At 62.3% G+C, this 22,459-nt stretch carries 19 protein-coding genes and 1 tRNA gene; 10 read left to right on the top strand and 10 right to left on the bottom strand.

Annotation, left to right across the window (positions count from 1 at the left end):
- The first annotated feature begins 331 nt into the window (after positions 1–331).
- Both ABIE53_RS06800 and ABIE53_RS06795 read left to right on the top strand, forming a co-directional pair.
- The gene (locus ABIE53_RS06800) at positions 332–2,680 is read left to right on the top strand and encodes a bifunctional diguanylate cyclase/phosphodiesterase (protein ID WP_006048392.1); all 2,349 of its coding nucleotides are present in this window, start codon (positions 332–334) and stop codon (positions 2,678–2,680) included.
- A 195-nt stretch (positions 2,681–2,875) separates the two neighbouring features.
- Complete coding sequence (locus ABIE53_RS06795; RefSeq protein ID WP_029969996.1) at positions 2,876–4,084, top strand: chromate transporter; 1,209 nt, start codon at positions 2,876–2,878, stop codon at positions 4,082–4,084.
- A 5-nt stretch (positions 4,085–4,089) separates the two neighbouring features.
- On the opposite strand, the gene ABIE53_RS06790 is transcribed toward ABIE53_RS06795, so the two are convergent.
- The 5 genes from ABIE53_RS06790 to ABIE53_RS06770 all read right to left on the bottom strand — a co-directional run bounded on the left by ABIE53_RS06790 (position 4,090) and on the right by ABIE53_RS06770 (position 12,274).
- Positions 4,090–4,548 (bottom strand): CopD family protein, encoded by a 459-nt coding sequence (locus ABIE53_RS06790; protein ID WP_029969999.1) that lies wholly within the window; start codon positions 4,546–4,548, stop codon positions 4,090–4,092.
- Positions 4,549–4,867: 319 nt separating this feature from the next.
- On the bottom strand, positions 4,868–7,192 hold the full coding sequence (parC, locus tag ABIE53_RS06785; protein ID WP_107710294.1) for a DNA topoisomerase IV subunit A: 2,325 nt from the start codon (positions 7,190–7,192) through the stop codon (positions 4,868–4,870).
- A 58-nt stretch (positions 7,193–7,250) separates the two neighbouring features.
- Positions 7,251–9,236 (bottom strand): DNA topoisomerase IV subunit B, encoded by a 1,986-nt coding sequence (locus ABIE53_RS06780; protein ID WP_006048396.1) that lies wholly within the window; start codon positions 9,234–9,236, stop codon positions 7,251–7,253.
- 394 nt (positions 9,237–9,630) lie between these two features.
- Entirely contained in the window at positions 9,631–11,625 is a 1,995-nt protein-coding gene (locus ABIE53_RS06775) for an ATP-binding cassette domain-containing protein (protein WP_006048397.1), read from the bottom strand.
- A gap of 247 nt (positions 11,626–11,872) precedes the next feature.
- On the bottom strand, positions 11,873–12,274 hold the full coding sequence (locus ABIE53_RS06770; protein ID WP_107710296.1) for a DUF4399 domain-containing protein: 402 nt from the start codon (positions 12,272–12,274) through the stop codon (positions 11,873–11,875).
- A 217-nt stretch (positions 12,275–12,491) separates the two neighbouring features.
- On the opposite strand from ABIE53_RS06770, the gene ABIE53_RS06765 reads away from it, so the two are divergent.
- The 3 genes from ABIE53_RS06765 (at position 12,492) to ABIE53_RS06755 (ending at position 13,309) form a co-directional block, all read left to right on the top strand.
- The gene (locus tag ABIE53_RS06765) at positions 12,492–12,683 is read left to right on the top strand and encodes a rubredoxin (RefSeq protein WP_029970007.1); all 192 of its coding nucleotides are present in this window, start codon (positions 12,492–12,494) and stop codon (positions 12,681–12,683) included.
- Positions 12,684–12,823: 140 nt separating this feature from the next.
- Positions 12,824–12,898, top strand: a tRNA-Arg gene (locus ABIE53_RS06760).
- Between the two features lie 138 nt (positions 12,899–13,036).
- Positions 13,037–13,309 (top strand): hypothetical protein, encoded by a 273-nt coding sequence (locus ABIE53_RS06755; RefSeq protein WP_029970008.1) that lies wholly within the window; start codon positions 13,037–13,039, stop codon positions 13,307–13,309.
- A gap of 465 nt (positions 13,310–13,774) precedes the next feature.
- Here ABIE53_RS06755 and ABIE53_RS06750 read toward each other — a convergent pair whose 3' ends face one another.
- The 3 genes from ABIE53_RS06750 to ABIE53_RS06740 all read right to left on the bottom strand — a co-directional run bounded on the left by ABIE53_RS06750 (position 13,775) and on the right by ABIE53_RS06740 (position 15,282).
- On the bottom strand, positions 13,775–14,479 hold the full coding sequence (locus ABIE53_RS06750; RefSeq protein WP_107710300.1) for a glutathione binding-like protein: 705 nt from the start codon (positions 14,477–14,479) through the stop codon (positions 13,775–13,777).
- A gap of 225 nt (positions 14,480–14,704) precedes the next feature.
- Complete coding sequence (locus ABIE53_RS06745) at positions 14,705–14,926, bottom strand: hypothetical protein (RefSeq protein WP_029970009.1); 222 nt, start codon at positions 14,924–14,926, stop codon at positions 14,705–14,707.
- Between the two features lie 155 nt (positions 14,927–15,081).
- Positions 15,082–15,282: a CsbD family protein gene (locus tag ABIE53_RS06740; RefSeq protein ID WP_006048404.1), complete on the bottom strand. Its 201-nt coding sequence runs from the start codon at positions 15,280–15,282 to the stop codon at positions 15,082–15,084.
- A 202-nt stretch (positions 15,283–15,484) separates the two neighbouring features.
- On the opposite strand from ABIE53_RS06740, the gene ABIE53_RS06735 reads away from it, so the two are divergent.
- Positions 15,485–15,811 (top strand): hypothetical protein, encoded by a 327-nt coding sequence (locus tag ABIE53_RS06735; protein ID WP_006048405.1) that lies wholly within the window; start codon positions 15,485–15,487, stop codon positions 15,809–15,811.
- A 311-nt stretch (positions 15,812–16,122) separates the two neighbouring features.
- Entirely contained in the window at positions 16,123–17,409 is a 1,287-nt protein-coding gene (gene dcm, locus ABIE53_RS06730; protein WP_107707352.1) for a DNA (cytosine-5-)-methyltransferase, read from the top strand.
- 75 nt (positions 17,410–17,484) lie between these two features.
- Here the strand turns inward: dcm and ABIE53_RS06725 are convergent, their stop codons facing one another.
- Together ABIE53_RS06725 and ABIE53_RS06720 are read right to left on the bottom strand one after the other, a co-directional pair.
- Positions 17,485–18,180 carry an alpha/beta hydrolase gene (locus tag ABIE53_RS06725; RefSeq protein WP_029970011.1) on the bottom strand — a complete coding sequence of 232 codons (696 nt, stop codon included), beginning with the start codon at positions 18,178–18,180 and terminating at the stop codon, positions 17,485–17,487.
- Between the two features lie 148 nt (positions 18,181–18,328).
- Positions 18,329–19,255: a LysR substrate-binding domain-containing protein gene (locus tag ABIE53_RS06720; RefSeq protein WP_006048408.1), complete on the bottom strand. Its 927-nt coding sequence runs from the start codon at positions 19,253–19,255 to the stop codon at positions 18,329–18,331.
- A 165-nt stretch (positions 19,256–19,420) separates the two neighbouring features.
- On the opposite strand from ABIE53_RS06720, the gene ABIE53_RS06715 reads away from it, so the two are divergent.
- Genes ABIE53_RS06715 through ABIE53_RS06705 form a run of 3 tightly spaced genes read left to right on the top strand, consistent with a single transcriptional unit; the run spans position 19,421 to position 22,459 of the window.
- Positions 19,421–20,743: a hypothetical protein gene (locus tag ABIE53_RS06715; protein ID WP_107707353.1), complete on the top strand. Its 1,323-nt coding sequence runs from the start codon at positions 19,421–19,423 to the stop codon at positions 20,741–20,743.
- Between the two features lie 31 nt (positions 20,744–20,774).
- Entirely contained in the window at positions 20,775–21,695 is a 921-nt protein-coding gene (locus ABIE53_RS06710; protein WP_107707155.1) for a glutamate/aspartate ABC transporter substrate-binding protein, read from the top strand.
- Positions 21,696–21,721: 26 nt separating this feature from the next.
- Positions 21,722–22,459: an amino acid ABC transporter permease gene (locus tag ABIE53_RS06705; protein WP_107707156.1), complete on the top strand. Its 738-nt coding sequence runs from the start codon at positions 21,722–21,724 to the stop codon at positions 22,457–22,459.

Here is a 22,459-nt window from a genome sequence, read left to right as displayed (position 1 = left end):
CGCGGGCCGCCCGGGCATGGAGCGGATTCGAAAGCGAACCTGAAAGCGAACCTATAAGCAAACCTATAAGCGAAGCGCAAAACAGCCCGCAAAATAGCCCTTATACGGCCGCGGACCGCGCCCGCGTATACCCGATGCCGGGACCCTTCCTTAATCCAGTGGCATTAAGTAATATCGAAACGTACCCGGCCCGGTGCAGACGATCAGGCGCGAAACCACGCCGTTTCTTCTTGCGCAGCAGTTCCGGCAACTCCATGCAGCCACCCATGAAAACAGCGCAGTCCACGCTCGCGCGTTCGCAACCGGCCGGCAGCTGGGCACGGGCCGCCTGATGAGCAAACCCCGCTTCTCCGATCAGCGCGAAGCCCGAAGCCGCCGCGATCCCGCTGTATCGCGCCGTCGCGCGCTGCTTGCCATTCCCGCGCTCGGCGTGCTCGTCTTGATCCTGCTGTGGACTGTGATCTTCGCGCGTCTTTCGGTCGAAAAAGAAGCCACCAATCGCGAAGCGATGGCGTCTGCCGCAATTCTCTCAGCGGCGCTCGAACAGCATACGATCAAGGCGATTCACCAGGTCGATCAGATCACGCGCTTCGTCAAATACGAGTTCGAGAAAACGCCGGGGCGTTTCGACCTTGCCAGCACGGTGGAAAAAGGCGTCGTGCAAAGCGAGACGCTCGTGCAGGTGTCGTTGATCGACGAGCACGGCCAACTCATCGCCAACACGGCCGAACTGAATCCCAAGCGTATCGATCTGTCGGATCGCGAGCACTTCAAGGTTCACGAGCACGAAAACGACGACCAGTTGTATATCAGCAAGCCCGTGCTCGGCCGCGTATCCGGCCACTGGACTTTGCAGATGACGCGGCGTCTGAATCATCCGGACGGCTCGTTCGCGGGCGTCGTGGTCGTGTCGGAAGACCCGAGCTATTTCACGAGCGACTTCTACAACAACGCGGCAATCGGCCGTGAAGGCGTGATCGCGGTGATCTCCGACAACGGCACCGTGCTCGCGCGGCGCACCGGCAGCGTCGTGAACGCGAGCGGCACGTTTTCGGCAAGCGGCTCGTATCCGACTTCGGAACACGTGTCGGGCACCTACGTCGATTCGCTCGACAACGTCACGCGCATCGTGTCGTACCGGCATATCGACGGCTATCCGCTGGGCGTGCTCGTGGGTCTGTCGCAAGCCGAGGAATTCGCCGACTACAACCACACGCGCAACGTCTATCTGCTGATGGCGGGTTTCATCTCGCTCGCCATGCTGAGCTTCTTCGCGGTCGCAACCGGTCTGATCGGCAAACTGCTCGGCCGCGAGCGCGAGATGACGCATCTGGTCGAATACGATCTGCTGACCGGCCTGCGCAATCGCTATTCGACCTTGCGCACGCTACGGCAAGAAGTGGCGCAGCCGCACAACCTCGGCCACCTCGCGATTCTCTTTATCGACCTCGATAACTTCAAGACGGTCAACGACACGCTCGGCCACAACGCCGGCGACATCGTGCTGCAAATGACGGCCTCGCGTCTCGCCACGGCGGTCGCGGACGGCGGCACGTTGAGCCGCATCGGCGGCGACGAGTTCGTGGTCGTGATCAAGGGCGAGGACGTGGAAAAGCGCGCGGTGGCGCTTGCCGAAGCGGCGGCTGAAGCGTTCGCCAAACCGTTCGAAGTGCGCGGCAGTTCCTTCGTGCTGCATGCGAGCATCGGCATCGCGCTTTATTCGGTGGCGAACGAAAGCGAGATCGACCTGCTGAAAAAAGCCGACCTCGCGATGTACAGCGCGAAAGACGCGGGCAAGAACTGCTACCAGTTCTATTCGCCGCAACTCTCGCATCGCGCGGACCATCTGATGAAGTGGGAGCAGCAGTTGCGCGTGGCGCTCGCCGAAGGGCAACTCTTTCTCGCCTATCAGCCGAAGATCGATCTGACGCGCCGCTGCATCACCGGCTTCGAGGCGCTGGTGCGCTGGAATCATCCGCAGCACGGTCTGATTCCGGCCAACGAGTTCATTCCCGTCGCGGAGTCCACGGGACTAATCGTGCCGATCGGCGACTTCGTGATCGAGACCGCGTGCCGGCAACTCGCGGTCTGGCAGCAGCAAGGCTACGACACGCTGTCGCTCGCGGTGAACATTTCGGCGGTGCAGTTCTGGCGCGGCGATCTGTACGAGACGATCTCGCACGCCATCGAGGAAAGCGGCATTTCCGCGCGCCGTCTGGAACTCGAAATCACCGAGACGGCGATGATGGAGTATCCCGAACTCGTCTCCGAAAAAATCTTTGCGCTCAAGCGTCTCGGCGTGCGCATTGCACTCGACGACTTCGGCACCGGCTATTCGTCGCTCTCGTATCTGAACCGTTTTTCGGTGGACACGCTGAAGGTGGACCGCTCGTTCGTCCAGGCTATTCCGGGCGACCGCAGCGTCTGCGTGATGGTCACCGCAATCGTCAATCTGGCGCGCTCGCTCGGGCTCACGGTGGTGGTCGAAGGAACGGAAACCGAAGAGCAGATTGCGTGGCTCGCCGCGCTCGGCCATATCGAAGCGCAGGGTTTCCTGTTTTCGCGCCCTGTTCCCGTCGACGCGATTCCGGCGCTGCTCGAACGTTTCGGCGTGTGCGGCATGGCCGGCCGGCGCCCGGTTCAGGAAGCAAACAGCACGAGCACCAGCACGAACGGTTAGACAGGGTGCTGAAGGCGTGCGCCGAGGGCTTCATCTAACGCTGCGGCTTTGCAAGCCCATCCATACCGCGGCCGCGCAAAACCGGCTACATTCTCGCTGTATTGCGTTCTCGCGCGATGCCGTCGGACCGGCCGGCCGCGCGCAACATCAAAGGATCACAGGACGGGCGCCCGCCTCGCGGACGCCCGTGGCGCCATGCACACGATAACAAGCCACGAAGCTGCAAGACGAGGGGAGCGGGAACCGCTATGGACGCTGTTCAAGGTCGTGCTCGGCCTGTCGGCGTTGTCATGGGGCGGCCTCGCGCTAATGGCGCAGCTCGAGAATCACTACGTCGAGCGCGAGGCACGGCTCTCGCGAGTCGCGTTCTCCGATCTGATCGCGCTTGCGTGGATGGTGCCGGGGCCCGTGGGCTGCAACGTCGCCGTGCAGCTCGGACACGCGCTGCGCGGACGTGCCGGCGCATGGGTCGCGGGCATCGCGAGCGTGCTGCCCTTCTTCATGCTGATGACGCTGTTCGCGATCTTTTACCGCACGCCGCTCGTGCGCACCTTCGCGTCGCAGACTTTGCTGAATCACTTTAGCGTGGTGCTCGCCACGCTGATCGGCATCACCTGGTACAAGCAGACGCGCGCGCTCGTGCGCGGCAAACTCGAATGGACGGCGGCGGTGGTCGGCTGCTTCGCGCTCTTCTATGCACACAGCCCGGCGGCTTATGTGCTGATGCTGAGCGCGGCATTCGGCGCCGGCTGGGTGGTGAGCCCCGTGCGCAACACGCGCTTTGTCGTGTCGTTCTCGCGAGGCGACTGGCAGATACTCGCCATGCTGTGCGTGTTCGTGCTGCTCTTCGCACTGCCGCTGCCGCATCGCTACGATCTCGCGCTGCTATGGCCGCGGCTCGCCGGCGCGGGCATGACGCTCTTCGGCGGCGGCTTTTCCGCGTTGCCGGTGCTCAAGACGCTGTTCGTCACGCCGACCATCGGCGTCTCCGACAACGACTTCACGCTGGCTTTTTCGTTGTCGCCGATCTCGCCCGGACCGCTGCTGAACGTGGTGCCGTTCTTCGGCTATCTCGTCGACGGCTGGGCGGGCGCATTGCTCGCCACGCTCGCGCTGTTCGTGCCGTCGGGATGCCTCGTCGTGCTGGCGCAGCGGCATCTGCATCAGTTGAAAATGAATCCGCGATTCGAGCATGGCATGCGGATTCTGCGCGCCGTCACCACCGCGTTCCTCGCGGTGGCCGTGCTGCGTATCGCCGGACATGTGCCGCTGCAACCGGTCTATCTGCTGACCGCCGTGTTCTCGGCGATGTGCTTCGCGAAGCTCAAGCTGCCCGTGTATGCGGTGTACGGCACCGTGGCGATTGCGTGCGGGCTGTGGCTTGCGTATGGCGCGTGGGCTTAGCGCGATCAGAATCCGCGTGACAGCACCGCGAAGCCGACCGTCACGACACCGAGCACGATGTTGATCAGCACGAGACGCCGGATCGTGCCGACCGCCTGCGCGCCGTCAGGCCACTTCTGCGCCTGCACTGCGCGGCGAATGCGCGGAAATACGGCGAACCGGATATGCCCGAAGATCAGCATCATGACGATGCCGAGGCCGGCCATTGCATGCAACGGCCAGGTGGCGTGACCGCCGCCGAATTGCATCAGCAGGAAACCGCCCGTCAGCAGAATGACGAGCACCGAAGCCGCCACCCAATTGAAGAAGCGGCCAAACACCGATTCCCACAACGGCAAGCGCAATTGCGGCGAGAGATCGGCTATGGCGGGGCGCAAGCAGAAGTGCGCGAAGATCATCCCGCCCACCCACACCGCGACTGCGAGCAGATGTAGAAAGAGCGCGAGTTCGATAGCCTTGTTCATGTTGTATTCCTCTCCGACGACGCCACACCGCTTATGCCGAATGATATGAGCAGCGGCTATTGAGCGCGTTCGACCGCACGCCCTGCGTGCAGTTCCAAAACGCCCGTGGCTTGCGTCGTTTTTCTTGTTGTTATTGCAGCGCGGCTGATGTCTCGACGAAGTACCGCGACCTGCTACTTCGCTGGTACTTCGACTCGATACCGCGACGCCGCCCCCGAATTTGCCGCGCGCTGTACTGCAATGCGCTGTACTGCAATGACTTGCACGGCCAGCGCCTCGCATGCTAGCAGACGCCGGCCGCTTTCAACATGAATCTTCGTCAGGCAACCGGCACCGGACGCATGCCTTCGAGCTTGAGCTTGCTCTCCGGCGCACGGCCCTTGCGTGCCCGCTTGCCGACATGCGCGGCGAGCGCGGCGCCGCTCAGCTTTTCTTCGTCCAGACGACCGCCGCGGCGCGCGCCGATCAGCATCACGCCGGCCGCGTTGATGGCGAGCGCCTGCACCAGCGTTTCCTTGTCGTCGAGCGCCATCAGCGTGACGCCGCGGCCGCCGCCCGACAGCGTCTTCATTTCGTCGATGCCGAACACCAGCAGGCGACCCGCCGACGACAGACACGCAACCTGCGTCGCGTCCGGCAGCATCGGCATGGGCGCGAGCGGCGCGGCGCCTGCGTCGATCGTCATGAACGACTTGCCCGCCTTCACGCGGCTCACCATGTCGCCGACCTTCGCGATGAAGCCGAAGCCGTTGCTCGACGCGAGCAGCAACGCCTGATCCGCCGAAGCCGCGTAGTAATGCATCAGATGGCTGCCCGACTCCATTTCGATCAGCGACGTGACCGGCACGCCGTCGCCGCGGCCGCCCGGCAGCGACGCCACCGCGACCGAATAGACGCGCCCGTTGCTGCCCCACGCGATGAGCGTGTCCGGCGTGCGGCACTGGAACGCCGCGTACAGACCATCGCCGGCCTTGAACGTGAAGCCCGCCGTGTCGAGGCCGTGCCCCTTCAGCGCGCGCACCCAGCCTTTTTGCGAGACCACGACCGTGACCGGTTCGTCGACCACGCGGGCTTCGTACGTCGCGCGCTTTTCCTGCTGGATCAGCGTGCGGCGCTCGTCGCCGTATTGCTTCGCGTCGGCTTCGATTTCCTTGATGAGCAGACGCTTCATCGCCGATTCGCTGCCGAGCAGTTCTTCGAGCTTCGCCTTCTCGTCGCGCAGTTCCGCGAGTTCCTTCTCGATCTTGATCTTCTCGAGCCGCGCCAACTGACGCAGCCGGATTTCGAGGATGTCTTCGGCCTGCCGGTCGGACAAGCCGAACGCGGCCATCAACGCGACCTTCGGTTCGTCCGACTCGCGAATGATGCGGATCACTTCGTCGATATTCAGGAAGACGATCATCCGCCCTTCGAGGATGTGAATCCGGTCGTCGACCTTCGTCAAACGATGACGCGTGCGGCGCGTGACGGTGGCGAAACGGAACGCGATCCACTCGTGCAGGATTTCGCTCAAGCCCTTCTGACGCGGCCGGCCGTCGCCGCCCACCATCACCATATTCAGCGATGCGTTCGACTCAAGACTCGTATGCGCGAGCAGCGTGTTGACGAACTCCGTCTGATCGATGCGGCTCGACTTCGGCTCGAATACGAGGCGCACGGGCGCGTCCTTGCCCGACTCGTCGCGCACGGCGTCGAGCAGGCCGAGCATGGTCTGCTTGCCCTGCAACTGTTCCGGCGTGAGCGCCTTCTTGCCGAGCTTGATCTTCGGATTGGTCTGCTCCTCGATTTCCTCGAGCACCTTCTGCGCGGCCGTGTTCGGCGGCAATTCGGTGATGACCAGTTGCCACTGGCCGCGTGCGAGGTCCTCGATTTTCCAGCGGGCGCGCACCTTCAGGCTGCCGCGGCCGGTTTCATAGGCCGCCGAGATTTCCGCTTCGCTGGAAATGATCTGGCCGCCGCCTGGGAAGTCCGGCCCCGGCACGTGCTCCATCAACTCCGCGTGCGTGATCTTCGGATTGCGGATCATCGCGACCGTGGCAGCCGCGACTTCGCGCAGATTGTGCGACGGAATTTCAGTCGCGAGACCGACCGCGATGCCCGACGCGCCGTTCAGCAAAACGAACGGCAGACGCACGGGCAAGAGCCGCGGCTCGTCGAACTCGCCGTCGTAGTTCTTCATGAAGTCGACGGTGCCCTGGTCGATTTCGGCGAGCAGCAGCTTCGCGATCGGCGTCAGGCGCGCTTCCGTGTACCGCATCGCCGCCGCGCCGTCGCCGTCGCGAGAGCCGAAGTTGCCCTGGCCGTCGATCAGCGGATAGCGCATCGAAAAATCCTGCGCGAGACGCACGAGCGCGTCGTACGCCGACTGGTCGCCGTGCGGGTGATACTTACCGAGCACGTCGCCGACCACGCGCGCCGACTTCACCGGCTTGGCGTTGTCGGACAGACCCATGTCGTTCATCGCGAACAGGATGCGGCGTTGCACCGGCTTCTGGCCGTCGCAGACATCCGGCAGCGCGCGGCCCTTGACCACGCTCACCGCATAGTCGAGATACGCGCGCTCCGCGTAATTGCCGAGCGTCAGGAAGTCGCCTTCGGGCGGCGGCGGCTCGGTGAAAAGGTCGAGAGTGTTATCGTCGTCCATCTAGAATCCGTATCGTGTTTGGCGTGAGGTTTCGTGCGGGAGCGCTGGCTTGCACCGCTCAGATATCCGCTTCGACTTCATTGCCCTTTTCTTCGAGCCAGTTGCGGCGCGACGCCGCTTCGCCCTTGCCCATCAGCATGGTCATGCGCGCGACCGTGGCGTCGTAGTCGAGCTCGCCGAGCGCCACCGGCGTGAGACGCCGCGTGTCCGGGTTCATCGTCGTATCCCATAGTTGTTCGGCGCTCATTTCACCCAGCCCCTTGAAGCGGCTGATCGACCATTGCGTGTCGCGCACGCCGTCCTTGCGCAGCTTGTCGAGAATCGCCTCGAGCTCGCCTTGGTCGAGTGCGTACAGCTTCTGCGCGGGCTTCTTGCCGCGCGCGGGTGCGTCGACGCGAAAGAGCGGCGGACGCGCGATGCACACATGACCGCGTTCGATCAGTTGCGGGAAGTGCTTGAAGAACAGCGTGAGCAGCAACACCTGGATGTGCGAGCCGTCCACGTCCGCGTCCGACAGAATGCAGATCTTGCCGTAGCGCAGATTCGACAGATCGATCTTGTCGTCCGGGCTGTGCGGATCGACGCCGATCGCCACCGAAATGTCGTGCACTTCGTTGTTCGCAAAGAGACGGTCGCGCTCGGTTTCCCACGTGTTCAGCACCTTGCCGCGCAGCGGCAGGATCGCCTGGAACTCCTTGTCGCGGCCCATTTTCGCGGAGCCGCCCGCCGAATCGCCCTCGACGAGGAACAACTCGTTGCGGCCGATTTCCGTCGATTCGCAATCGGTCAGCTTGCCGGGCAGCACGGCCACGCCCGAGCTCTTGCGCTTCTCGACCTTTTGCCCGGCACGCGTGCGCGCCTGCGCCTGCTTGATGACGAGGTCCGCGAGCTTCTTGCCGTGCTCGACGTGCTGGTTGAGCCACAATTCGAGCGCCGGACGCGCGAACGACGACACGAGCTTCACCGCGTCGCGGCTATTCAGACGCTCCTTGATTTGCCCCTGGAACTGCGGGTCCAACACTTTCGCCGACAGCACGAACGACACGCGCGCGAACACGTCTTCGGCGAGCAGCTTCACGCCCTTCGGCTGCAGGTTGTGCAACTCGACGAAACTCTTGACCGCCTGGAACAAGCCTTCGCGCAAGCCGGATTCGTGCGTGCCGCCCGCGGGCGTCGGAATCAGATTGACGTACGACTCACGCGTGAGCGGCCCTTCCTCGCTCCACGCGACGACCCACGCCGCGCCCTCGCCTTCGGCAAACGTCTCTTCGTTCGCGCGCGAGTTTTCGGCGTAACGCTCGCCTTCGAAAAGCGGAATCAGCAGGTCGCTGCCGCTCATGCCTTCGAGCAGATAGCCGCGCAAGCCGTCTTCGTATTTCCAGCTTTGCTGTTCGCCGGTTCGCTCGTTGACGAGTGTGACTTCGACGCCCGGCAACAAGACCGCTTTCGAGCGCAGCAGACGCTGCAGTTCGCCGAGCGGCAGATTCGGCGAGTCGAAGTACTTCGGATTCGCCCATGCGGTCACGCGCGTGCCCGACTTCTTTTCGCCCCTGGCTGCGGCGCGCACTTCGAGCGGCTTGGCGACGTCGCCGTTGGCGAAGCTGAGCGCGGCGACCTTACCGTCACGCCATACGGTGACGTCGAGGCGCGTGGACAGCGCGTTGGTGACCGACACGCCGACGCCGTGCAGGCCGCCCGAAAACGTGTACGCGCCGCCAGCGGCTTTATCGAATTTGCCGCCCGCGTGCAGGCGCGTGAACACGATTTCGACGACCGGCACGCCTTCTTCCGGATGCAGGCCGAAGGGGATGCCGCGGCCGTCGTCTTCGACCGACACCGAATGATCCGCGTGCAGCGTGACCGTGATTTGCCGGCCGTAGCCGCCGAGGGCTTCGTCCGACGCGTTGTCGATGACTTCCTGAATGATGTGCAGCGGATTCTCGGTGCGGGTGTACATGCCGGGCCGTTGCTTGACCGGCTCGAGACCCTTCAACACCTTGATCGACGCTTCGCTATACGCGGCGTTTGGCTTTTTCGTGGACATGGTTGACTCGGGTGCGTCGGTTCATCGTTGTCCACAGGTCCGGTTGATAAGTCCGTGGACAATGCGTTGAGTTTTCAAAAAAAGCGAAACGAAACAACGTGGTTAGGTGGGATGCCCGCGATGCGGGCAAGCTGTTTGTCGCATGGGTTGCGCTCGTTCGCCGCGTGATGAGCGCGCGGCGTTCGTGCGCATTTACAGCACTCCCCTGATTGGGCGCTGCATCGCGGCCCAGCGCCACCGCTGGTGAAAACGCCGGGGATGCCTTGTTCGCGGGGTATTTTACTGATTTCGAACCTGGCGGCAATTCACGGCGCACACGATTGGCCATTCGGACAAGGCGCGGTCCACACGCAAGCGAAAGCGCCGACGACGAAAGACGCCGGCGCTTGCCGCCTCATTTGCGACGGTTTTCGAGTTCGTCCCAGCGCTCGAGCGCGGCCAGCAGTTCTTCGTCGATGGCGGCATAGCGTTCGGAAAGACGCGTGCCTTCCTGTGGGTCCTTCGCGAAGATCGAGCCTTCTTCAAGCTGGGCGCCGATGGTTTTCTGCTCGGCCTCCAGCGCGGCGATTTTCTGCGGCAGTGCTTCCAGTTCGCGCTGCTCCTTGAACGACAGCTTCGCCGCGCGCTGCGGATTGCGGCCGGCTGTGTTGTCGTTGCCGGAGGCGTCTTTGGCTGTGTCTTTATTGGCGTCTTTAGCCGCGTCTTTCGTTGTGTCCTTAGTTGTGTCCTTAGCCGCGTCCCTGCTCGCCTCTTTCTGCGCTTCCTGCGCCAACTGCTGCGAGCGCTCGCTTTGCAACTGCCAGTCGGTGAAGCCGCCCACATACTCGCGCCACTTGCCGCCGCCCTCCGACGCGATCACCGACGTCGCGACGTTATCCAGAAACGCGCGGTCGTGGCTCACCAGTAGCACGGTGCCGTCATAGTCCGTGAGCAGTTCTTCAAGCAGTTCGAGCGTGGGAATATCGAGGTCGTTGGTCGGTTCGTCGAGCACCAGCACGTTGGCCGGCCGCGCGAACAGACGCGCGAGCAGCAGCCGGTTGCGCTCGCCGCCCGACAGCGACTTGACCGGCGAACGCGCTCGCTCCGGCGCGAACAGAAAGTCGCCGAGATAGCTCATGACGTGCTTTTTCTGACCGTTGACCTCGACCCATTCGCTGCCGGGGCTGATGGTGTCGGCGAGACTTTTGTCCAGGTCCAGTTGCGCGCGCATCTGGTCGAAATACGCGACCTGCAGATTGGTGCCGACGCGCACCGTGCCCTCGTCCGGCTTCAATTCGCCGAGGATGATCTTCAGCAGCGTGGTCTTGCCCGCGCCGTTCGGACCGACAAAGCCGATCTTGTCGCCGCGCATGACGGTCCCGGTGAAGCGGTCGATCACCGTGCGCGAGCCGTAGCGCTTCGTGACATCCGTCAGTTCCGCGACGATCTTGCCCGACTTCTCGCCCTGCCCGACGTCGAGCTTGACGTTGCCTTGCACGTTGCGGCGTTCCGCGCGCTGGTTGCGCATTTCGACGAGCCGCGCGATGCGGCCGACGCTGCGCGTACGCCGCGCCTCGACGCCCTTGCGAATCCACACTTCTTCCTGTGCGAGCAGCTTGTCGGCCTTTTCGTTTTCGACGCGCTCGATTTCCAGTTGCTGCGCCTTGCGCGTCTGATAAGCCGAAAAGTTGCCCGGATACGACAGCAGACGCCCGCGATCGAGTTCGACGATGCGCGTGGCGACGCGGTCGAGAAACGCGCGGTCGTGGGTGATGAAGAGGAGCGCCGCGCGCTGCGACACCAGCAGATCTTCCAACCAGCGGATGCCGTCGAAATCCAGGTGGTTGGTCGGCTCGTCGAGCAGCAGAACGTCCGGCTGCACGACCAGCGCACGAGCCAGCGCGACGCGCTTTTGCATGCCGCCCGAGAGCGAACCCACGCGCGCCTCGCCGTTCAGGCCGATCTGCTGCAGCGTGGTGGCGACGCGCGTGCTCCAGTTCCAGGCGTTCGTGGTGTCCAGCGACGATTGCAGCGTGTTCATGCGCGCCATCAGCGCGTCGTGCTGCGCGCCTTCCGGTTCATCCGCGAGCTGGTTGGCGACCGCGTCGTATTCGTCGAGCAGCGCGCGGGCGTGCGTGAGGCCGGCCGCGACGGCTTCGAAGACTGTGTCGTCGGTATCGAACTCCGGCTCCTGCGGCACGTACACCGTGGTCAGACTCTGCTGACGCGTGACGAGGCCGTCGTCGGGCTTGGCCAGATCGGCGACGATCTTCAGCAGCGACGACTTGCCCGCGCCGTTGCGGCCGATCAGACCGACCCGCTCGCCCGGTTCGAGAGAGAAGTCCGCGTGATCGAGCAACGCGACGTGACCGAACGCCAGTTGCGCTCCGGTAATGGTGTAAAGCGACATGGGAAATTGGAGAAGACAGCGAGGATTCGGAACTGCTCATTGTACCGGGCGCGCGAGCGGGTGCCTGTATGCCGGAAGATATAGGACGAACGCCCCGCGTCGCGATGCCTGGCGTCGACTGTCGGGTCGGATGGTTTGCGTCGGCTTGCGTCGGCTCTTATCCCCTTGCGAGCCGTGCGAACGCGAGCATGAAGCGGCTGCCGGGCGATGCCGACGCGCGCCCGGCCATTTGCGATCCGGCGGCGCGCTACTTCACATGCACAGTGATGGTCTTGCTGAGTCCGGGACCATAAGAGCGATGTGCGCCGTCGCCGAATTGCAGCGTCAGCGTATGGTCGCCCGGCGGCAGTGTCAGGTCCGCTTCCGTCTGACCCTTGCCGAAGTGGAGCGATTTGTCGTTGGCGGGAATCACCTCGCCTTTCGGCAGGGGCTTGCCGTCCACCAGCAGATGATGATGGCCCGTGCCGTCCGTCATCGTGCCGGCCGGGGCGATCTTCATGCCGTCGACGGCGAATACCACGTGGACGGGATTGCTGACGGTCGCGCCGTCCGTCGGCTGCACGAAGGACACGCTTGCCGCCTGCGCCGCGCCGGACGCCGCCAGCAATCCAGCCAGTGCCGCGCCGGTCAACCATCTGGTTTTGAACATCGTTTTCTCCTGGTTAGAAACGTGAGCCACGCACGATACGCAGCGCCGCTGCGAGTCAGCAGCATACACGCGGTGCGTGACAGGGCTTGTGCGTGCCTGCGTCAAATCCGATTGCCGATGCCGTTGACGAATTCCGGTAATATTGCGGCTCTCCGCGGATGCCCGAAAAAGGGGCAGACTGCGCGGGATCATTGCATTGAAGAGAGAAGAGTACGTCGTGAGCGAAGTAACGGAAGTGACTGAGTACAAGAGCTGGGTTTGCCTGATTTGCGGCTGGATCTATAACGAAGAAGAAGGTTTGCCCGAAGAAGGCATCGCCCCCGGCACCCGCTTTGCCGCGATTCCCGAGGACTGGCGCTGCCCGCTGTGCGACGTCGGCAAGGCGGAGTTCGCGGTGGTGGAGTTTTGAGGTTGGGCGTGACGTCGTTTCCGACGGTTTTGCTATACTCTTGCCCTCGCTTGCATGGCTGAAAACGCAAGCGCTTGCGGCGTCATTTCGGCGCGGCAATCACAGATCAGGGGTCCGGTCCGCCCCGTTGTAGCTATCCGCTCCCTGTAGTTCAATGGATAGAACAAGTGCCTCCTAAGCGCTAGATGCAGGTTCGATTCCTGCCAGGGGGACCAACTACCCTTCCAGTATTTCCGTCGCCGCGTTCGCCTTCGGTCGCACTGTGCCGGCGAACCTCCGGCACGATCCGGGGATGTTGCCCCAGCGCGCTGTTGGTTGCACAATTGCAGCCCACGGGGATGACGACAATGAAAATGAAGACCGCCTTGGCAGCGTTGACCATGCTTGCCGCGTGCACCACCATATCCGACGTTACGCCGGCCGGCAACGGTCGCTACATCGTCACTACGCAGGTTCGCGGCGGCATGACGCCGTGGGGCGAAGTAAAGGCATCGAGCCTCAAACGCGCCGACGAATATTGCCGCCAGCAGGGTCAGCAGATGCATCAGGTCGATATGCAGACGCATGGCGTCCGCGGATGGACACCGCAGGAAGCGGAACTAACGTTTTCCTGCACGTCTAGCTAACGTCGTTTGTGATCGGATGGACCGTGACCAAACATGGGCATCGCTGCGCCACTCACCGCTCACCTGGCTGACGATCCGGATGAACTTCGGCGGATCAACCTCTGACCGACGCGCAACTCACTCGTTATCGAATCTGAGCGTCTTCGAATGTAGCCGTCGACATTCGCAGTATGTCGCTCAAGGCATTCATTACGAAGTGAGACCTGGTCTTGTCCGCAACGTCCTGGGGCGCCTTACGGGGTAGAACACCTGCCCGGTAAAGCGCTTCCAACTCCTCCCAATTGACTTCACCAATCGCAGGTCCGCTCGGCAAAGCATTGCTGCCGTTTGATCCCAGACAGTCCGCCGCTTTTCCTGCCAACTCTGCTATCGCACGGGTCTTGGCCAGTCCAAGCGCCTCGCCGCGGAGAATCCTGGCATCGACCAAAAACCGCGGCCCGCAGCGCAGCGCCCGCTCGCTCCCCGCTAACCCCGCTTCGGACTATCCAGCCCGCGAACCACCGCCGGCCGGGCGACGAACGCCGCCAGCGTGCGCTGAACGTTGGGAAAATCCTGAATCGCGACGAGCTCGCCGGCTTCATAGAAACCGATCAGATTGCGCACCCACGGAAACGTCGCAATATCGGCAATTGAGTACTGATCGCCGAGAATCCACTCGCGTCCTTCCAGACGCTGCTCCAGCACGCCGAGCAGGCGCTTCGATTCGGCGACGTAGCGATCGCGCGGACGCTTGTCCTCGTACTCCTTGCCGGCGAATTTGTGGAAGAAGCCGAGCTGGCCGAACATGGGACCGATGCCGCCCATCTGGAACATGACCCACTGAATGGCCTCGTAACGGCCGGCGGCGTCCTGCGGAATCAGCTGCCCGGTCTTGTCCGCGAGATAGATCAGGATCGCGCCCGATTCGAAGAGCGGCAGCGGCTTGCCGTCCGGCCCGTTCGGATCGATGATCGCCGGAATCTTGTTGTTCGGGTTGAGCGACATGAACTCGGGCGTCAACTGATCGTTGGTGTCGAAGCGCACCAGATGCGGCTCATACGGCAAGCCGGTTTCCTCGAGCATGATCGACACCTTCACGCCGTTGGGCGTCGGCAGCGAATAGAGCTGCAGGCGCTCGGGATGCGCGGCGGGCCATTTCTTCGTGATCGGGAATGCGGACAGATCTGTCATGTGATGGTGTAGCCCTGTGCGGGAATGGCGGATGAAAACGGTATCGGGACGATCGACAGAGCCAGTTCGGCGGCATGGCGGCACGGCCGGCGCTGATACGGCGCTCAGCACGCAATGCGTAATGCGCGGCCTCAATGCATCGTCCCGATCCGGCGACGGCCAAATATAAACCGAGTCGCCGCAACGTGTGCGGAAGCCGGCAGGCCCCCCAACGTCAGCCGACGCTCACCACAAATCTTTCGTCGCGCTGCCCGCGCGCACGTTATAGCCCTCGCGCCACAGCGCGGCGCCCACCGTCACCAGCAGCGACCTGTGCCCGGCGTCGAGCTGCTCCCACGTCGACGCGACCCAGGCCGCGAAATTCGCGCAGGTTTCCTCGAGGTCGACGGGCGCTTTGCCCTCCAGATACTGGCGTTCGAACATCGAAAGGACTTTTTCCGGTGTCATTGGCGCGGCCTCCGTGTTGGATGCATTCAGTCTAAAGGCGACGCAGCCTGCGCGGCGCGCTCTGCGCGCCAAAGCCGGGTTACTCCCAGGCCGGATCTGCGCTGCAAAGAGAAAAGGCGCCGAGGCGCCCTTTCGTCAAACCGCATCACACGGGATTACGGGTTGTTGCGCTTGGCTTCGTCCCTGGCGTCCTTGGCGTCTTCCTTCGCGTCGCCGTAGCTCTGCTGAACCTTGCCCGCGCCCTGCTGGAGATCGCCCTTGAGTTCCTTGCCGGGGTTATCGGTTGCCTTGCCCACGGCTTCGTTGATCTTGCCCTTCACCTGTTCGCCTACCCCTTTTACCTGGTCCTTGTTCATCTTCGACTCCGGTTGAAAGCAATGCCGACGCGATATTGCGCCAGTAACCGGATCGAGCAACGGCCATGCCCGCCATTCTTCGGACCGAAACGGCCACGCATAAGCGGGCGGAATGCCCGCGCGCCGCCAACCGCAGGAATATTTTTCGCGGAAGCCCTAAAGTTTCCCTTCAGCCGGCCGTAATAGCGGCCATGGAGGAGCCATGGACCGCACACCCATCAACCTGTCGGCATCGTCGAAAGCCGCGCTGATCGACGGCGACATCACGCACATCGCGCGTGTCATGCGACTGTCGCTGCAAGGCGACCTCGCCGGACCGATCCTGGCGCCGGCCTACTGGCGCGAGCGCCTCTACAAGCTGCTCGATACGGGCAGCCTCACGCACCCGCAGCTCTGCGCAGTCGACAGCCTCCTGCTCCAACTCGACCAGTTCGAGGCCGAGCCGCCCGTCCCGTGGGACGAACTCGCGCCCGCGACCGCGGCGCTCTTTCCGCCGACGCACGAATCCGGCGCGGGGCACCCCGTCTAGCCGCCGCTTCATCGCGCTTGCCTCACGCGGCCCGGCCTAGCGCAGCCGGCCTGACGCGGCCCGCCGCGCGAACGACGGCGATGCGCCGTCGCCGACGACCTTCTCGCCCTAAAAAAACGGCCGCGAACCATGCCGCGGCCTGAACACGTCGCAACGCAGGGACTTCGCGTCACGCTGCTAGCGTACACATCCAACCGTGACAAGCGCATTTCGCCGCCGACGTTCCGGCGCGCCACATCGCGCCCCAAAATTCCTGGACAGGCGGTTATCGAACGGTCAAAATGTCCGCCAAAATTCCCAGCGAAAAACACATGACACGCGACATGACCCTGGCGACGAGCCACGACCTGCTCACTCAAGCGTTGCAGGTCTATAGCCAGGCCGAAATCGCGGCACGCTGCGGAAAAAACGTTCGAACCATTCGCCGCTGGAAGACCGATCAGAGTTGCCCGCGGATTGCGCAAGCGGCGTTGCGTGAAATGCTGCGAACGAAATCACGCAGCGGGCTCGCGCAAGGCGCGCCGGCTTTTCGCTTCATCGATCTCTTTGCCGGCATCGGCGGGATTCGGCGCGGCTTTGAAGCACATGGCGGTCAGTGCGTCTTCACGAGCGAATGGAACGAGTTCTCGAAGAAGACGTATCAGCAGAATCATCGCGACGCCGACGACTCGCATCAGTTCGTCGGCGACATCGTTTCGTTCGCGGAAGACGAGATTCCGCCGCACGACGTGCTGCTCGCCGGCTTTCCATGCCAGCCGTTCAGCATCGCGGGCGTGAGCAAGAAGAATTCGCTCGGCCGCCCGCATGGTTTCGAATGCACGACGCAAGGCACGCTCTTCTATGACGTCGCACGCATTATCGATGCAAAACGTCCGGCCGCGTTCGTGCTCGAGAACGTCAAGAACCTCATGTCGCACGATAAGGGCAATACGTTTCGAACGATTCTCGAAGTATTGCGCGACGAGTTGAAATACGACGTGCACTATAAGGTCATCGACGGGCAGCATTTCACGCCGCAGCATCGCGAGCGAATCGTGATTATCGGGTTTCGTTCGGGCACCGAATTTTCTTTCGACGACCTGCGCTTGCCCGCAATCGGGCCGCGCCTCGCGTCGATCCTGCACAAGACCGACGGCAGCGAGCCGCTGTTGCCGCACGACGGCGAGCGTTTCTTCGATCACGTTCAGCGCAAGGTTCAGCCGAAGTACACGTTGACGCCGAATCTGTGGGCGTACTTGCAGGCCTACGCCGACAAACATCGCGCCGCTGGCAACGGGTTCGGCTTCGGGTTGGTCACACCGCAAAGCGTCACACGCACGCTGTCGGCGCGTTACCACAAGGACGGCTCCGAGATTCTTCTCGCGCAAGGCCAGGGCGAACGGCCGCGCCGCTTGACGCCGCGCGAGTGCGCCCGTCTGATGGGCTTTCCCGACGACTTCGTGATTCCCGTGAGCGACACCCAGGCGTATCGTCAGTTCGGCAACAGCGTGGTGGTGCCGGTCATGCAGGAAGTGGCGCGCATCATGGCGCCGCATATCGGTGCGCTGCTCGGGCAAGACGTTCAAGCGAAGCGCGCAAAAGTAGCACTGCGCGCATAGTCGCTTGCACACACGCGGTCCTGTCGCGTAGTCGGCGTGGACAGAACCGCGTGGCCGCAAGACTCGTCCGTAAACTCAGCTTGTCGGCTGCGTCGCGGCCTCGTGAATCAGCGCCGCGACCTCCGTGGGCCGCGACGCGAGCGACGCGTGACTAGCCGCAAGCGTCACGATCTTTCTTGCGTTGAGCCGCGCGGACATCATCTTCTGGTTCTCCGGATGAATCATTCGGTCTTCGCTGGAAATCTGATACCACGATGGTTTCCGCGCCCATGCCGCCGAAGTGATTGGGTCTCCGAACGTTCCCGCTAATGGCGCCTTCTGCGTGACGGCCATGACAAGCGCCTCATCGGCGCTCAGGTCCTGACAGAAGCTTTGACGGAATTTCTCCGGCTTGATCCACAGGTAACCGTCGCTGTCCGGCTCGAGATTGGCGGCCGCCTCTGGCGGACGCTGCTGCGTGATGCCGCCCGGACTCTCCCCCGTATCCGGCGCGAACGCCGCGATATACACGAGCCCCGTCACGTTCGGATGATTGCCCGCCTGCGTGATGACCGCGCCTCCATACGAATGACCGACCAACAAGACCGGTCCGCCGATCTGGGCGATCATCTTGCTGGTTCGTTCGACGTCGTCAGCAAGCGAGGTCAGCGGCAATTCAACGGCGCGAATCGATTCGTGACCTTGACGCGCAAGCTCGACGATGACTTTGCTCCAATGGGCGGCTCCTCCCCAAAAACCGTGGACCAGCAAGATCGCAGGCTGATTGCTCATGACAGCACTCCTGTTGTTCGATTCGTAATGGCTCTGCGCTCACCACGGCATTGATCGTCTCCGAAGTTTGCACGCGACGTGTCAACCGCTGTCGCAAAGACAGCGGTGAAAACATCATAGGTCCAATGAAACGGAACAACGAGAAAGTTTATCGGCGTGCGGAGACGTCGAGCGCGGACCCGGCGATCGTGTCCAGATGCGCGCGCAGAACATCGATGAAATGCCGGCTCAATAGCGATGGCGCAGTGTGCGCGGGCATCGCCATGCGCACCGGCACATCGATCGTCGGCTCGAACGGTTTCACCAGCAACTGACCGGCATAGGTGCTCGCCACATACGGATTGACGATTGCCACGCCAATGCCCGCGCTCACGAGCGCACAGATGGTGATGGACGACGTGGTCTGGATCGCAAAGTCGACCGGCATATCGTGCGCAGCCAGCACCGCCTTGATCGCGATGGTCAGGTCGTCCATCTCTCCAAGCGAGAGCAAGGGCTCGCCGCGCAGCGCCTCCACATGAACCGTGGACTGATCTTTCAACCGATGACCAGGCGGCAGCACGCATACGGCCGGCACCGTCTTGATGATCTCGGTCTCGAAGTCGAGTTCGTCGAGCTTGCCGGTAGTTAGTATCAGATCGAACAGATCCTGACGCAGCAGGTCGGTCAATTGCGGCGTAGCGGCCGTCTGCAAGTTCAGATACGTTTGCGGAAAACGCGAGCGGAACTCGCGGATGACCTGCGGCAAAAGGCCGCTGCCGAGCGTCGGCGTGCAGCCGATATGCAGTGCGCCCGTCCCCGAATTGCGCAGAATCGAGACCACGGACTCGATGTTCTCCAGACCGTTGAAATGCTTCTGCACCGTCTTGTACAGCAGTTGTCCTTCGCTTGTCGGTCTCAACCTGCCGTGGTGCATCTCGAACAGTTTCAGGCCCGAAGAGCTTTGCAGTTCAGCGAGGCGGCGACTGACGGACGGCTGAGTCGTATTGAGCGCCGCAGCGGCGCCGGTCGTCGTACCCATCTGCATGACGGCGCGGAACGCCTGAATCTGCTGGAAGTTCAATGGCCGCGTCATGTAGAGGAAATCCAATCGACTAGGACGGCTGACTATACCAAACGCGAATAGCCGTACCGCAAAAATGAATTGTCCGGCGTCGCCGAGCGGCGATATTCTTCTGCCACTCTTCGCGCCGGCATGAACCGTCGGCGCTTTGTCTGCATTCTTTGCCTTTGGCCGCTCATGATCGCCTCGCCGCTTTGCATTGCTGACCGCCCTGGCCACCGCGCACGAACCGTTCGGCGCACCTGTCCTATCCAGCGGCTACGCGGCGGCGAGCAGCATCATTTCTTCGGCTATTACAACAAGAGCGCGTGGGATCGCACGGGCCGCTATCTGCTCGGCAACGAGGTCGCAATGATGGATGCGCCGCTTACGCCGGACTTGCAAGCCAACGTCGGGTACTTCGACCTTAAGGATGGCGAACTTTTTCATGCGATCGACACAACCACCGCATGGAACTGGCAAATGGGCTGCCAGTTGCAATGGCTCGACGGCGAGCCCGGCCACAAGTTCATTTACAACATACGTACCGACGATATGTCGGCGCGTTACCCAGGTTTCGGCGCGATTGTTTTCGACATCGGCAGCCGGAAAAAGACGGCGCTTTCAATGCCCGTTTATGTATGCGCACCCGATAGCCGCTATGCGCTTTGCGTCGATTACCGGCGCCTCTATGTGACGCACGAAACGATAGGCTACGCGGAGCATGGCGGTCCATTCACGTTAGAGCTGGCGCCGGCAGACGACGGCATCCATCGCCTCGATCTCGCAACCGGCGAGACTGCATTGATTGTCAGCTATGACGATTTGCGCGAGTTCCACCCGGTTGCGTCGATGGAGCGCGCGATCCACTGGGTAAGCCACATCGAGATCAATCCTGCGTCGTCGCGCATGCTGTTTTTGCACCGCTGGACGGAGCGCACCGCCGACGAAACGTGCTTCCTGCACCGGCTGATTACGATGAACGCCGACGGCTCCGGCATGCGCCTGCTCGAATGCTCGGACCATCCGCTGCCGCAACTGGCGGATGATTTCGATCCGTCCGCAGTCGGCACGTTCGACTACGAGAAGTCCGAATACCAGATCTCGCACCCGTTGTGGCAAGACGATGCGCACGTCGTCGCATGGAGCCCGCACGCCGGCAGCATTCACTATCATCTGTATGAAGACGCCGACGACGGCCAGGTGGAAGTGATCGGCCGCGACCTGCTGACCGAGAACGGGCATATGAGCTTTTCGCCGGTCGACACGCGCTGGCTGTTATCCGACACCTATCCTGATTCGCGGACCAACACACGCATTCTGTTTATCTACGACATGCGTGAAGGCGTGCGCTATGAGATCGGCGAATTCCATGCACCGCCGGAGCTGAAAAAAGAAAACCGCTGCGACTTGCACCCGCGCTGGAATCGCGACGGTCTCGCCGTGTGCATCGATTCCGTTCACGAGGGTGAACGCCAGATGTATGTGATCGACGTTTCGCAGATTACCGGCGCACGCTGAAGCAAAGATAATGAAGACCGTGGAGACAACGATGAAACGAGAGTACTTCGCCCGCGCCATCGTCACCGTTGCAATTGCAACATCGAGCGCGCTTCAGCTTCATGGCGTGAAGGCGGCGGAACCCGCGCTCACGGGCACGCTTCTGAAAGTAAGCGAAGACAAAGTGATTACCATTGGCTACCGCGATGCGTCGGTTCCGTTCTCCTACTACGACGCGAATCAAAAGCCGATCGGCTACTCGATCGACGTCGCGAATCTGGTTATCGAGCGTATCAGAAAAGATCTGAAACTTCCGGACCTGAAGGTCCGCACTATTCCGATCACTTCGCAGAACCGCATGTCGCTGCTTCAGAACGGCACGATCGACTTCGAATGCACGAGCACGACGAACAACGCCGAGCGCGCGCGGCAAGTGTCCTTTTCAAACAGCTTCTTCATTATCGGCACGCGTCTGCTCGTCAACACGAAGTCGGGCATCAAGGACTTCGACGATCTGAAAGACAAAACCGTCGTGGTCGGCGCGGGCACTACTTCGGAAAAGATCCTGCGCAAGATGAATGCCGAGAAGTCGATGAACATGGACATCATCAGCGCGAAAGACCATGCCGAATCGTTTCTCATGCTGACCACGGGCCGCGCGAAAGCCATGATGATGGACGACGCGTTGCTCGCCGGCGAACGCGCCAAAACGCGCAATCCCAATGACTATGAAATTGTCGGCACGCCGCAGAGCTACGAGGCGTACGGCTGCATGCTGCGCAAAAACGACGCGCCGATGAAAGCCATCATGGACGCCGCGATCGCCGACGCCCAGAAGTCCGGCCTGGCCGCGAAGATGTACACGCGCTGGTTCGAGCAGCCGATTCCGCCGAAGCAGCTCAATCTCGGTGTACCGCTGTCGCCGCGAATGAAGACTCTGTTCGCCAACCCCGGCGACAAGCCGACATCGTGAGCCGCGTCGCAGGCTAGAGGCATTCAATGGATTACAGATGGCACTGGGGTGTGCTGCTGCAGCCGGTCGCGACCGGCGAGCCCGCCACTTATCTGGACTGGCTCTTCTCCGGACTCGTGAATACCGTCGAATTGACCTTGCTTGCCTTCTCGCTTGCACTTGCGATAGGCACCGTATTCGGCGTCATGCGCACCTTGCCGAACCGCGCGGCAAATGCGGCGAGTGCGGCCTATGTTTCAATCTTTCGCGGCGTACCGCTGATCGTGCAGTTCTTCATCTGGTTCTTCGTCGTGCCAGAAGTACTGCCCACCGCTGCCGGAGACTGGTTCAAGAGCCTGCCCTCTCATCCGCAGTTTCTGATTGCGTCGGTTGTATCGCTCGGCGTGTACACGGGTTCGCGAATCTGTGAGCAAGTGCGCGCGGGCATACAGGCGCGACCCGTGGGACAGTTCCATGCGGCGTTCGCACTCGGGCTCACGCGAGCCCAGGCCTATCGCCATGTTCTGCTGCCTGTCGCGTTTCGCACGATACTCGGCCCGCTGACATCCGAGTTCCTGATCATATCCAAGAACTCTGCTGTGGCTTCCACGATCGGTTTGCTCGAACTGTCGGGTCAGGCGCGGCAACTTGTCGACTACACCGCGCAGCCGTATGAATCGTTTATCTGCGTGACGCTTGCCTATATGGCACTCAACTTCGCGATTCTGCGCGGCATGCGCTGGATTCGCCGGCGCACTGCGCTGCACGGAATGATCGGGACTTGA

The organism is Paraburkholderia sp. OAS925 (genome assembly GCF_040543975.1).
In the GTDB taxonomy this organism is placed as follows: domain Bacteria; phylum Pseudomonadota; class Gammaproteobacteria; order Burkholderiales; family Burkholderiaceae; genus Paraburkholderia; species Paraburkholderia graminis.
Note: the sequence above shows the minus strand (reverse complement) of the source record. Positions and strands in the feature narration are given on the sequence as shown.

Coding starts and splice junctions, on each gene's coding strand:
- ABIE53_RS06800 (WP_006048392.1), top strand. CDS start 332: ATGAGCAAACCCCGCTTCTCCGATCAGCGCGAAGCCCGAAGCCGCCGC.
- ABIE53_RS06795 (WP_029969996.1), top strand. CDS start 2,876: ATGCACACGATAACAAGCCACGAAGCTGCAAGACGAGGGGAGCGGGAA.
- ABIE53_RS06790 (WP_029969999.1), bottom strand. CDS start 4,548: ATGAACAAGGCTATCGAACTCGCGCTCTTTCTACATCTGCTCGCAGTC.
- parC (WP_107710294.1), bottom strand. CDS start 7,192: ATGGACGACGATAACACTCTCGACCTTTTCACCGAGCCGCCGCCGCCC.
- ABIE53_RS06780 (WP_006048396.1), bottom strand. CDS start 9,236: ATGTCCACGAAAAAGCCAAACGCCGCGTATAGCGAAGCGTCGATCAAG.
- ABIE53_RS06775 (WP_006048397.1), bottom strand. CDS start 11,625: ATGTCGCTTTACACCATTACCGGAGCGCAACTGGCGTTCGGTCACGTC.
- ABIE53_RS06770 (WP_107710296.1), bottom strand. CDS start 12,274: ATGTTCAAAACCAGATGGTTGACCGGCGCGGCACTGGCTGGATTGCTG.
- ABIE53_RS06755 (WP_029970008.1), top strand. CDS start 13,037: ATGAAGACCGCCTTGGCAGCGTTGACCATGCTTGCCGCGTGCACCACC.
- ABIE53_RS06750 (WP_107710300.1), bottom strand. CDS start 14,479: ATGACAGATCTGTCCGCATTCCCGATCACGAAGAAATGGCCCGCCGCG.
- ABIE53_RS06745 (WP_029970009.1), bottom strand. CDS start 14,926: ATGACACCGGAAAAAGTCCTTTCGATGTTCGAACGCCAGTATCTGGAG.
- ABIE53_RS06740 (WP_006048404.1), bottom strand. CDS start 15,282: ATGAACAAGGACCAGGTAAAAGGGGTAGGCGAACAGGTGAAGGGCAAG.
- ABIE53_RS06735 (WP_006048405.1), top strand. CDS start 15,485: ATGGACCGCACACCCATCAACCTGTCGGCATCGTCGAAAGCCGCGCTG.
- dcm (WP_107707352.1), top strand. CDS start 16,123: ATGACACGCGACATGACCCTGGCGACGAGCCACGACCTGCTCACTCAA.
- ABIE53_RS06725 (WP_029970011.1), bottom strand. CDS start 18,180: ATGAGCAATCAGCCTGCGATCTTGCTGGTCCACGGTTTTTGGGGAGGA.
- ABIE53_RS06720 (WP_006048408.1), bottom strand. CDS start 19,255: ATGACGCGGCCATTGAACTTCCAGCAGATTCAGGCGTTCCGCGCCGTC.
- ABIE53_RS06715 (WP_107707353.1), top strand. CDS start 19,421: ATGATCGCCTCGCCGCTTTGCATTGCTGACCGCCCTGGCCACCGCGCA.
- ABIE53_RS06710 (WP_107707155.1), top strand. CDS start 20,775: ATGAAACGAGAGTACTTCGCCCGCGCCATCGTCACCGTTGCAATTGCA.
- ABIE53_RS06705 (WP_107707156.1), top strand. CDS start 21,722: ATGGATTACAGATGGCACTGGGGTGTGCTGCTGCAGCCGGTCGCGACC.